Annotated in this window: 6 protein-coding genes; 4 read left to right on the top strand and 2 right to left on the bottom strand. The window is 34.2% G+C overall.

What is annotated here, in order from left to right:
- The first annotated feature begins 600 nt into the window (after window positions 1-600).
- A complete protein-coding gene (locus OXU93_RS00140; RefSeq protein ID WP_267383819.1) occupies window positions 601-3321 on the top strand; it encodes a CBS domain-containing protein in 2721 nt (906 codons plus the stop codon).
- Between the two features lie 178 nt (window positions 3322-3499).
- Here the strand turns inward: OXU93_RS00140 and OXU93_RS00145 are convergent, their stop codons facing one another.
- Both OXU93_RS00145 and clpS read right to left on the bottom strand, forming a co-directional pair.
- On the bottom strand, window positions 3500-3787 hold the full coding sequence (locus OXU93_RS00145; RefSeq protein WP_267383820.1) for a DUF2103 domain-containing protein: 288 nt from the start codon (window positions 3785-3787) through the stop codon (window positions 3500-3502).
- A 4-nt stretch (window positions 3788-3791) separates the two neighbouring features.
- Window positions 3792-4085 (bottom strand): ATP-dependent Clp protease adapter ClpS, encoded by a 294-nt coding sequence (clpS, locus tag OXU93_RS00150; RefSeq protein WP_324127513.1) that lies wholly within the window; start codon window positions 4083-4085, stop codon window positions 3792-3794.
- Window positions 4086-5225: 1140 nt separating this feature from the next.
- Between clpS and glnA the strand changes: the two genes are divergently transcribed.
- The 3 genes from glnA to gcvT all read left to right on the top strand — a co-directional run bounded on the left by glnA (window position 5226) and on the right by gcvT (window position 12450).
- Window positions 5226-6647, top strand: a complete 1422-nt coding sequence (gene glnA, locus OXU93_RS00155) for a type I glutamate--ammonia ligase (protein WP_267383822.1) — start codon at window positions 5226-5228, stop codon at window positions 6645-6647.
- A gap of 1805 nt (window positions 6648-8452) precedes the next feature.
- Complete coding sequence (locus OXU93_RS00160) at window positions 8453-10399, top strand: cation:proton antiporter (protein WP_267383823.1); 1947 nt, start codon at window positions 8453-8455, stop codon at window positions 10397-10399.
- Window positions 10400-11322: 923 nt separating this feature from the next.
- Window positions 11323-12450, top strand: coding sequence for a glycine cleavage system aminomethyltransferase GcvT (gene gcvT, locus OXU93_RS00165; RefSeq protein WP_267383824.1), 1128 nt, complete (start codon window positions 11323-11325; stop codon window positions 12448-12450).
- The last annotated feature ends 529 nt before the right edge of the window (window positions 12451-12979 follow it).

Consider the following 12979-nt stretch of genomic DNA (forward strand, 5'->3'; position numbering starts at 1 on the left):
CTATGTATTAGTCAATAATCAAACTTTACTTTATAAAAAAATATTTTGAAGATTAAAAGTATTTTACATAAAATACTTTTTTAAAAAGTTTATTCTCTTTGTGTCTTTATTAATTAATTTTCATAATTATAGAAAACTAAAAAGTAAGGATCAGTTACTAAGTATGACTCGTAGGCAAAGTCAACTAAATTACATTTTTGTTTTAATTACTGCCGAGGTATAATTAGGATTAAGATATTTCGAGAAAAAATATTATTAGTTTTTCTAAGTTGACTGCAACAAAACTAACAAGTACAAGTAAAAAAATAATTAATATCAGTTTAGTTGCCTCTAAATATTATATGTATAATAGTCGAATTTTTAAGAAAATAAAATATAGACACAACAAACTTATTAAAGTTAGTAAATACTGACTTGGTATATATTTTACTAAGTCTAAAAAATATATATTTACACATTTGATATTTTAATCTACTTAAGTTCATTGTTTTGTATTTGAAAATCGATAGCTAAAATAATTAAACTGATTATTGACCTCAATTGTTTAATAGTAGAGAATCTTAACTTATATTGATAAATATAAATATATCCAAGTTAACTATGGACTTAATCCTATGTCATCAAACCGTAGATTTTGACGCACTAGGGGCAGCAGTGGGACTTTCTCTCCTTAGGATAGATAGTCGAATTGTTCTTACCGGGGGTGCACATCCATCAGTTAAAGATTTTTTGTCTCTTTATCGAGATGAACTGGCTTTGATTGAACTGCGTAGCGTTAATATTGAACAAATTCGTTCTTTAACAGTAGTAGATGCTCAACAACGTGAACGGCTGGGAAGGGTTTCTGCCTGGTTTGATCTACCGCACATCACAAATATTGAAATCTATGACCATCACCCCAACACTACATCAGATTCAGATATACCTGCTACCTTCACTAAAATTGAACCTGTTGGGGCAACTACAACTATAATAGTCGAAATAATGCAACGAGAGTGCATTTATCCTAATCCTATCGAAGCAACAGTCATGGCATTAGGTATTCATGTTGATACGGGTTCTTTTACGTTCTCTCAATCCACTCCCCGTGACGTATATGCTCTCGCTTGGTTAATGGAAAGAGGAGTAAATCTGGAAACTGTTGCTGAGTATTGCGATCCTGATTTTTCTCCAAAATTACAACAATTACTGCAAGAATCATTAAACAATATCCAAAAAACTAATATTAAAGGTTACACTGTAACCTCTGTTTTATTAACAACAGAAACTTTTATTTCTGGTTTGTCTAATTTAACTCAACGATTAATGAAATTAACCAAAAGTGACGCTTTGTTATTAGGTCATTCTTATAAGAAACGTCGTAGTAATAAACCATATGAAAAGGGGCGTTTAACAATTATTGGCCGCACCAGGATTAAAGAGACTAATCTTAATCAATTATTTAAAGTTTATGGTGGGGGAGGACATAAACAAGCTGCTTCTTTAATATTACGGGAGGCAGAACCTAGAAAAACTTTAGATAATTTATTGCAAGAATTCATTGCTCAAATTCCTTATCCTCTAACTGCTAGAGATTTAATGTCTTCTCCTGTTAGGACAATTCGCCCAGAAACAACCATAGAACAGGCAAAAAAAATCTTACTCCGTTATGGACATTCTGGATTATTAATTGTCGATGATAGTAAACACTTAGTAGGTATTATTTCTCGTCGAGATCTTGAATTAGCCTTTCATTATGGACTAAGTCATGCCCCAGTCAAAGGATATATGGCACAGCAACTTAAAACCATTACTCCTGATACTACACTGCCTGAAATTGAATCAATAATGGTAACTCACGATCTAGGAAGATTACCTGTCGTCGAAGAAAATGGATTATTAGGAATCATTACAAGGACTGATTTACTACGGCAAATTTATAAAAATCGAAGAGAAAAACAAAATCAAAAAGATAAGAAAATTACTTTAATCTCTTCTTCTCTTTCTTTTATCAGTCAGCGTTTGTCCTCCCCCATTTGGAAGTTTTTACAATTTGCTGCAAAAGAAGCAGAAAAACAGGGCTGGCATTTGTACATAGTTGGTGGAGCAGTTCGAGATTTATTTTTATCGGAAGAAGAGAAATTTTTATTAGTACAGGATATTGATCTAGTCGTCGATGGATTTCGCCATTCAGCTGATGTGGGAGCTGGGGTTAAATTGGCTTCAATTCTGCAAAAAAGTTTTTCAAATACTAAATTATCAGTGCACGGAGAATTCCAAACGGCTACTTTGTTATGGCATAAAGATCCTCAATTAGGTTCCTTATCAGTGGATATTGCAACTTCAAGAACAGAATTTTATCCTTATCCTGCGGCTAATCCTAAAGTTGAAGCGAGTTCTATTCGTCAAGATTTGTATCGTAGAGACTTTACAATTAATTCTCTAGCAATTAGATTAACATCTCCAAGAGCAGGGGACCTATTAGATTTTTTCGGAGGAATGTTAGATTTACAAACTCGTAAAGTTCGAGTACTTCATGCTAATAGTTTTATTGAGGATCCGACCAGAATCTATAGAGCAGTACGTTTTGCAGTGCGGTTAAAATTTGATATCGAAACCCAAACAAAAGTCTATATTAGCAATGCTGTTAAAGGGGGTATTTACGAGCAGTTAATAAACAAAAAGTATGAAGTACCTTCCTTAAAAATTAGATTAAAAACAGAATTAAAATATATTCTAGAAGCTGGTTATTGGAAACCGGCTTTAAGATTATTAGCTGATCTAGATGCTTTAATGTGTCTACATTCTAAATTAGTATTAGATGCTATATCATGGTGGCAAATTCGTTATCTTTCTCGTTGGCTCAGATATATTGATTCTAAAAATAATTTAGAACATTGGTTACTCCGTTTAGAAGCCTTAATTAGTCAGTTAGACATAGCAGAATCAAGTAAAATTGCTCTCAATCTTCAATTGCCAAAAGATAGTATTCGACGCCTAAAAACATTATCAGAAATTGAATTAGACATAAAAGAAAATCTAATAAAATTAGATACAAAAAGTAAAATAACCAGGATGTTTAACTTTTACCAAGAGTCTGATTTAATCCTAATAGCAGTCCGTTCTTCTAAACGTATCCGTTATACAATATGGCAGTATCTCACAAAATGGTCGAAGATTAAGCCGCTATTAAATGGTAATGATTTAATAGCAATGGGTTATAGACCAGGACCTCAATACAAAATTATTTTAGACAGGTTGTTAAATGCTACTTTAGATAGAGAGATTACAACTAAAGAAGAAGCAAGAAAATTAGTCAAACACATGATGAATGATGATTGACTAATTTTTTTGTGTCTACTGATAAATCATACTTAATTATTACCAATCCAGTTTCTATAAACTAAATTACTAATTTTTATATTTATATTAGCTCTAAATTAAATATGGACACCTGCTGTTGCAATCACTAAAATATAATTTTTACCTAATTAATATTGTTCTACTTGATTATTTAATTTTAACTAAGAACTTTATTAATAACAGTTTCTAATTCTTGGCGACTTAACTTCGTAACGATAAAGACCTCTTGAACTGTTTTTCCTTGTCTAGCGATTATCTTATAACCACCGCGAACAGGGACGGAGATCCGTAACTTTAAGTAAGGGTAATGACTCTTGGAACGGCTAATCACACCAGGAGTGACTGTAGAAATTCCAGTATAATTAATCAACTTTTCAAGAACAGGAATTAGTCCTTGAAGATGAGTTGAATGGTTCCACACAAGTCTTCCTTTAGATTTTGGCATAATTTTAAGCCTCCTCTAAAGGAGCCATAGTTAATCCTTCTCTCCGTAATTGCTGGTGATAGAATTCAGCTGGTTCTTGAGGTCCGACCCAGACAATCGCCTGACCTTCATAGTGGACTTGATATGTTAATGTCCAAGCATGATCACTAGTCATCTTCGGTATGTACTTTATTAAACAATTAGAGACATGCTCAAAAGTATTAAAATCGTCATTGAGTACTATGATTTTATAGTTGGGGTAAGCATTATGTATAACCGAAGTTGACCCTTTGGGGGCTACTGGAGAGACAGCCACCATTAGTTTCAATTGAACTTCCACATACGGTCTTATACTCATTACTTTTCAATGCCCAAACTGGGTGCTTATCAAATAATTTCAGTTACGCTAAGTCTACATCCTAACAATCTTTTTTGATTTAGAGAAGTAGAAATAATTTCTGTTTACCAATACAGATGATCCTTTTTAAGAATCTCATTAATTTTCAATAGACTATAACGTAAATTTTACTAAACTCAAGGGCTATGTGTTAATAACTGATGTAAACTGTACAATAGCTTTGAATAGTCTTTAAATTAATCTATCATATTTCAATCTAGATCACAGCCAAATATATCACATTGATCAAACCGTAATGTTGGGCTGGATTAGTAGTCATGTATGACATTAAAGTTGGTTCCCTATAGTAACTGTTTATGGACTATAATTCCGTATTTTTTACTTATATGCTATTATTATCGAGCTAAAACTAAATTAATATTGACTCCTTAAATGATATCAATTATTTACTAAAAAAGTATTAAATAATTAGTATCATTTTTTATGAGTTTTTTATATTTATACATAAATAGTAGGTCAGCACATAAATTAGGTAATATTTTCTTACTATGTATTCCAGGTTTAAGATCAAGTTTAAGATTAATTGCTACAAGTTGAGCTCAAAATAACTTTAAAATTAAAAATGGAGACTATACATTAACTAATACCATCTGTAGTTTAAGATAGTTTCTTCAATGGAAATGAGGAAAAACTTTACTTTGGGTAAAGTAAAGTTTAAAAACCTATCAAAAGACGCAGTACATAGCTTATTGTGATTAGAATGACAGTAATGGAGTAGAAAGTAGAAAAATTATTATTGGATTAAAAAGAGCTCACTTGGTAGTTCGTACAATAATTTGCCAACTGAGTCAATGGTATGACTACGTCTTGTAAAGACATTTCGCAAAATAGAAGGATAATAAAAATATTTTCAAATCTTGTCAGATTCAGGTTAACATAGTGTTGTTCATTTATGTCCGACTACTTAGGTTGCAGAGTAGCTTCAAAACTTTGCATTATCTACAGATTTAAACAAGGATACCTGTATCATGGGATACAAAATATCTTGTGGCCTATCTTTAGGGTTGGTGGTTTGAGGCTGAATAATATAGGAGTCTGTCCATGGCTAAAACCCCTCAAGAAGTCTTGAGAATAATTCAAGACAATAACATTAAAATTATTGATCTGAAATTCATTGATACCCCAGGGATTTGGCAACATTGCTCATTTTATTACAATCAAATTGACGAAAGTTCTTTTATTGATGGGGTTCCCTTCGACGGTTCAAGTATTCGGGGGTGGAAAGCCATCAACGAGTCTGATATGGTCATGATTCCCGATCCGACAACAGCTTGGATCGACCCCTTCTACGAAGAGACTACTCTCAGCATAATTTGTAGTATCAAGGAACCTCGCACAGGAGAATGGTACAGCCGAGACCCTCGTACCATTGCTACTAAAGCGGTTGAATTTCTCAAAACTACGGGAATTGGTGATACTGCTTTTTTTGGACCTGAAGCTGAATTCTTTGTATTCGATGATGTTCGTTTTGACCAAACTGAGAGTAAGGGATATTACTGCATAGACAGTGTGGAAGGACGTTGGAATACGGGACGGAAAGAAGATGGTGGAAACCTCGCCTATAAACCTGGCTACAAACAAGGTTACTTTCCCGTACCTCCAACAGATACCCTACAGGATATGCGTACGGAAATGCTGTTAACTATGGCTAAGTGTGGAGTTCCAATTGAGAAACACCACCACGAAGTAGCTACAGGAGGACAAAACGAATTGGGTTTTCGTTTTGCTACTCTCGTTGAAGCAGCAGATTATTTAATGACCTACAAATATGTCATTAAAAATGTGGCTAAGAAATATGGTAAAACCGTGACGTTTATGCCTAAACCTGTGTTTAATGACAATGGTTCTGGGATGCACACTCACCAGTCTATCTGGAAAGATGGACAGCCATTGTTCTGGGGAGATGGCTACGCAAATTTGAGCAAAATGGCTTTAAACTATATTGGTGGTATCCTTAAACACGCTCCTGCTTTGTTAGCATTTACTAATCCCACCACTAACTCGTATAAGCGTTTAGTTCCTGGTTTTGAAGCTCCCGTAAACTTAGCTTATTCTCAAGGTAACCGCTCTGCTTCTATCCGTATTCCTTTATCGGGACCAAATCCTAAAGCTAAGCGTTTAGAATTCCGATGTCCTGATGCTACATGCAATCCCTATCTAGCGTTTGCAGCAATGCTATGTGCAGGAATTGATGGTATTAAAAATGAAATTGATCCAGGACAGTCTTTAGACGTAGATATCTATGATCTTACCCTTGAAGAGTTAAGTAAAATTCCTTCAACTCCAGGTTCTCTTGAAGCAGCATTAGAAGCTCTAGAAAAAGATCAGGCATTCTTAACAGATACGGGAGTCTTCACTAAAGATTTCGTCGAGAGTTGGATTGAATACAAACTTGATAATGAAGTTAACCCTTTACGATTACGTCCTCATCCTTATGAGTTTGCTTTATACTATGATGTCTAAGCTCTCTTCAAGTAGTTGAATTTTCATAATTGCTAAAAATGAAAATAGCAATATGATTGGGTGTAATAACTAATTTGGTAGGTTACAGTTCGAAAGAAAGCTTATTAGTTTTTATTCAAAAATATATGTAACCTACCCCACTTCGCCACTGCTCAATAAAAGTTCATAAAAAAAGGAATAAATTTTAATTTTTTATCATTATGGTCAATGTAACTTATATACAACTACTTAATTTTGAATTCTGGTAATTAAATACTAAAAAGTGAAGAGGATATATGGTTCAGGTATAGTTTGCCAAGATCGTAAAAAAATTTCAAGAGTTAATATGGCGATCCTGGTATAAGTTTGATTCTTGATTTTTTAGGATAAATCAATGTACACCATTTTGTGGGTAGGAATATTGTTTTCTGACATCTCTGTTAAGGATTGAATGAATTTGTGAGATTGAATTTTTCTATTTCAACAGTGAGAAGTCACTAATAACATCAATGGTAGATCCGTTCCCCAGGACGATATATTTGCAAACTGACGATTGCCGCAAATTATAATAATTTCTATGACTATAAAAGTGGGGGCTAGAGGTTATATTGGTCAAAACTAATATTACAGATAAGCAATGGAATAAATCGCTAGAATTAATAGAAAAATTAAACAAAAGACTTGATAGTCCTAAACTAACTAATTCAGATAAAAGAGTCTGTTTCTTTTATAATACACTTTGGTCACTACTAAGCTGTATGCCAAAGCTATAAAAGGATAAAGAGGCATCAAATAGCCTATTCTAGGCAGGGGTAACATTTTAAGATTAAATAACTGTCCCAAACTCAAATTTACTTTGCCTATTTCTATATAGCTATCATTTAAGGGTTGCGGAGTATCCCGTGCCATAAAAAATAGAAGAGTATACTCATACATGAGTTTATAATTTTTTGAGTAAAGGATAAAGAAGAAAGACTTAAACCCATCCCAATAGACTATTGGTAATCTCTACATGCTCGCAAAACGCACTACATTGTTAGGACTTCAAAACAATGTAGTGCTCTGTCTAACCGAGTAAATCATCCTTGAGGCACCATAGGAAACCAAATTTAAAAAAATAAAGCTGGTATTCGTCTATCAAATGCCTCAGACTCTAAAGAAGAAAGATAGAAAAGACATTCAGTATTTTATCTGATAAACGGGTTGTTTTTTCTCTAATTTCTCCCTAAAGGTAAGTAAGTGCAACAACAAAATACCTACCTAAAAGGGGACTGATGACAGGATTCACCTTAAAGGGTCGTAAAGAGCTATCAACCTTATCAAAAATTATTGTGCGCAATTTCATTTTAATCCTCTGAGCTACTAAACTTTCTTGCTCGTTCAGAAAGGGAGACGCTAAATTTAAAAGAGGGAGAACTGCTAAGAATAATCCAGTACAAACTGATAATTCTCGCCAATGATTTTCTAATAGTTCTCTGTCTTATGATTTCTTCAAATAAATATCAGATGATTCATCTTAGGGGAATATAGGTGATGGATAAGAGATAAAAAAACATTAGTATGATCTAGTGCCTCCTAAAAGCTTAATTAATTATATTTATCGGATTCAATATCTAGTACCAGTCCATCACTTAATTTAAATTGTTGACTGGATGACGGCTTCTAGAATCTAAATGTTAGAATACCCAGAGTGACTATGAAACCGTAAAGTCCTATTATTTTAATATTTAAGGAAAATTTGAAGCTGCAATAAGCTATTAATTTGAAGCCAAAAGTTATCGATAGTAATCGTCCCTTTAAACATTGCCGGCCACTGAAGTAAGCCTATGGAAGGATCGTTTCAACTGACCCTGCAAATTGTCATCGCTGTTCTTGCTGGCATTACTGCCCAAGTGACCGCTGAGTTTTTCAAGGTCCCAAGTATTGTTTTTTTGTTACTATTTGGGATTTTACTTGGCCCTGATGTCTTAAACTTACTCTATCCTCATCAGTTAGGAGTAGGACTAGAAGTTTTGGTTGCCTTATCTGTAGCTATTATTTTATTTGAAGGAGGATTAAGCTTAGAATTACGATATTTAGGAAAAGTATCAGGTAGCTTGCAAAATCTCGTCACTATTGGTATTCTTGTGACCTTAATTGGTGGGGGCATGGCAGCTCATTGGTTAGCGGAATTCCCTTGGTCCATTGCTTTTCTCTACGCGGCATTGGTGGTAGTTACAGGACCTACAGTGATTAGTCCTTTACTTAAGCAGGTGTCAGTAGATCGCCAGGTGGCTACTCTTCTCGAAAGCGAAGGAGTTCTCATTGATCCAGTAGGAGCTATCTTAGCAGTGGTGGTTTTAGATACCATTCTAAACAGCAATGCTAGTCCGGTAGAAATTTTCAGTAGTGTTCTTCTACGATTAGGGATTGGAGCAATTATCGGAGGACTTAGTGGGGCTTTGCTGGGCTTTATCCTCAAGAATACTAGTTTTCTCTCAGAAGACTTAAAAAATCTGGTAGTTTTAGCAGGAGTTTGGGGATTGTTTGGCTTGGCTCAACTCAGTCGCGGTGAATCAGGTTTGATGGCCACTGTAGTTGCCGGGATTGTGGTTAGAGCTTCTTCTATTCCAGAAGAACGTTTGTTACGGCGATTTAAAGAGCAATTAACTGTTCTTTGTGTCTCAGTTCTATTCGTTCTTTTGGCTGCGGATCTTTCCATTGATAGTATTTTTGCTTTGGGATGGGGAAGTGTTTTCACCGTTCTTATTCTAATGTTAGTGGTTAGACCAATCAGTGTTGTTTTATGTACATGGAATAGTGATCTTCATTGGCGACAAAAACTATTTTTAGCTTGGATTGCTCCACGAGGGATTGTTTCAGCCTCTGTTGCCTCTCTATTTGCTATTTTACTGACAGAGAAGGGGATTAATGGTGGAGAATCTATTAAAGCGCTAGTATTTCTAACAATTATGATGACTGTCTTTATTCAAGGATTATCAGCTCGTTGGGTTGCCCAAGCGTTAAAGATTAGTTCTATCGATGCCACAGGAGCAGTCATCGTCGGAGGTAATGATATAGGACGTTTAATTGGAAGACTTTTTCAACAAGAGGGAGAGTCTGTAGTGTTAATTGATACCGATCCTGAAGCATGTCAACAAGCTGAAGCTGAAGGTTTATCAGTATTTCAAAGTAGTGGGCTCGATCCTGACGTTCTAGAACAAGCAGGAATTGACTCAATGGGTAATTTCATGGCTTTGACTAGTAATGGAGAAGTTAATCTTGTCCTGGCTCAGCGAGCGGTAGAAGAATTTAAACCCCCTAGAGTATTTGCAGTCTTTCCAAGTAATACACCCAATAATTCTACAACTAATAAAACTAAAGTTAATGCAGCTTTCATAGACCAACAATTAATTAAGACTTGGAATCAATACTTAAGAGAAGAACAAATGAAATTGGGGAAAACTCAATTTAAAGAACCTGGACTATCTTTACAACAAGCTCATTTTCAGTCCTTGATTCGATCGGGAGAACTCTTACCTCTTTTAATCAAACGACAAGGAAGTTTACAAGTGGTTAAAGCAACCCAGGACTGGCAACAAGATGATGAAATTATTTATCTACTTCATGATCCTCGCCCTAAACTTCTTAAACGCCTGTCTGGTGGTATTAAATCTTCTAAAGAATTAAAGGAGTTGGTCGTAGGACCTTTGCCAGAAGTCGAAGAAGTTCCCATTGCTTCCCCTGTAGATGAACCTAGAGAGAACTTTTGTCAACAGTCCGTGAACTCTTAAGAAAGTTATCATTTTTGAAGGCATTAAAAACATCGACAGCTGTGCTATTTATTGTTTAGGATTAAGAAATTACAGGAAAAAACACTAGATTATTATGGATGTAAAATTAGTTCTAGCAATTTTAACTGCTTTATTTATTGTTTCAAGTCTTTTTTTTGCAACAAAAAATGGATTTTATGACTCCGATGACTACCATGGAAATGGATCTGCTCACTAAAAGACTCTAGCTTAATTTAAGAATGAAGATGAATGACTTCTAAGTCAAATCATTACTTTAAACCTTAAATTCCTTTTCATATGTAGGAGAACCGACTAAAAGAGTTCATGATTACAAAATCTATAACTTCTGTTTCTTATTCAACTGATATATGATGTCATATCTATTTATGTAGAATTGACAAGAGAAGTTATAGTGGTCATGTTACTGCCTTAAGTAGTGCTCACGGATTTAACTATTTGACAATCTGATCCTTGAGTTATTATGTAAAGGTTGCTCACTGAAAGAAGAGGTTTTCTTCATTTTTAGTCGTAACTTTCGGTATCCTTATATATTTGTCTATTGCCTTTTGGCAATAACAATATCTATGAGTTAAGTGCAAGAAAAAATGAGTTGTTACTATTTTTTCCAAAATTAAAGTAAAACAAAATTTAGATATTTAGGTAGATAGAAACATTCTAACGACTTCTTTATTTCTCTTTATTATTTATTGACACTGATAATATAGGGTTATCCCTAATGGGAAAGGTATTTTGCATAAAAGTTTTAGTAAACTTTACTGCAAAAAAACAGTTTGCCTGAGATTTTGGAATTAATGTAATTACTTTAATGGAGGTATTCTCTATACTTTAAAGACTCAAATTAAGAGGACCAGTAAAAGTTGGTTATAATGATGTTCTTTATGTCTTAATATTTTTATCAGATCGTGACTAAATCAGATTCTTCTATTTATCTTCTACGTACCCCTTTATACAATCTGAGCATTCAACAAAAAGCCAAACTAACAGAATTTTCCGGGTGGGAAATGCCACTTCAATTTAGTGGACTTAAGCTTGAACATCAAGCAGTCCGCACTGATGTTGGAATGTTTGATATTTCCCATATGGGTAAATTTATTCTTCAGGGTCCTCAATTGCTCTCATTATTACAACCTCTCGTCTCTTCAGATTTAGAGCGGTTACAACGAGGACAGGCTCAATATACGGTACTCCTAAATCCACAAGGAGGAATTATTGACGACATCATTATCTATAACCAGGGAGAAATTGGAACTGGAAATGAAAAAGTCATTATTATTACGAATGCAATAACAACCCAAAAAGATAAAACCTGGTTTTTAGAGCATTTAAGTAATAAGGCAATTGTTTTTGAAGATTTATCCCGAAAAAAAGTCTTAATTGCTATTCAGGGTCCTAAATCAGTTTTAAAATTACAGTCATTAGTGAAGGAAGATCTTACTCAACTTAATTTTTTTGGACATCTAGAAGGAACAGTTTTAGGCAAATCTGCCTTTATCTCACGCACAGGCTATACGGGAGAAGATGGCTTTGAGATAATGGTTGATCCGGAGGTAGGACAAGAAATTTGGTCATTACTATCCCAAACTGGGGTCACTCCCTGTGGTTTAGGGGCTAGGGATATTCTTCGGTTAGAGGCGGCTATGTCTTTGTATGGACAGGATATTGGAGATAACACAACTCCTCTAGAAGCTGGCTTAGCATGGTTAGTTCATTTTGACACTAAAGGAGAGTTTATGGGAAGGAGAATCCTAGAACAACAAAAAGCTCAAAAAGTTAACCGCAGTTTAGTAGGCTTACAGATGGAAGGGCGACATATTGCTCGTCATGGTTACTCAGTATTTTCAGATGGTAACAAGGTTGGAGAAGTAACCAGTGGAACTTTCTCTCCTACTTTAGAGAAAGCGATTGCTCTGGCTTATGTTCCTCGTATATTAAGTAATATAGGAAATACTCTTGAGGTAGAAGTTAGGGGTAAATTATATCCGGCAAAGGTTGTTAAAAAGCCTTTTTATAGATCTCCTAATCGACCTTAGAATTAAGGCGGTTCCTTATTTGCAGTAATTGATGGAAGATACCGCATTTCAGCAAGGTATGCTGTTGTTGTTCTAGTGGATGTCATTGTATGTTCACAGGTAGTTAATACTATGATATACTCTCACTATTTCGCAGCAGCTCGAAGACTAATTTATTTTGTCTTTAATTATCTGATTTTATGTGGACCTTAGCAGATTAGTTATTAGTTAATGAGTCTTTTAAAAAATTAAATAAAAGTTTTTTTAGTCATTGTCATATATTCAGTCAAGCAAGGAATCAATTAAGACTTAAGCTAATTATAATAGTCCAAATACTTAGTTCTCTAGAAAGATATAGTTGCCAAGTGACGATATCATTAGTTGGTACATATTGATAGTTTGATGGAGATTGTTTTGTAAAATAGTTGCTTTATATAATATCAGTAAAAATAGTATAAATTTTATTTGTTAAAATACAAAAATGATAAATATTAATTTTTAAAAATTAATATAAAGCTGATATACTAACGTCTGTAGGTTTAATAGTAAT

The organism is Cyanobacterium sp. uoEpiScrs1 (genome assembly GCF_947331815.1).
Taxonomy (GTDB): Bacteria; Cyanobacteriota; Cyanobacteriia; order Cyanobacteriales; family Microcystaceae; genus Rippkaea.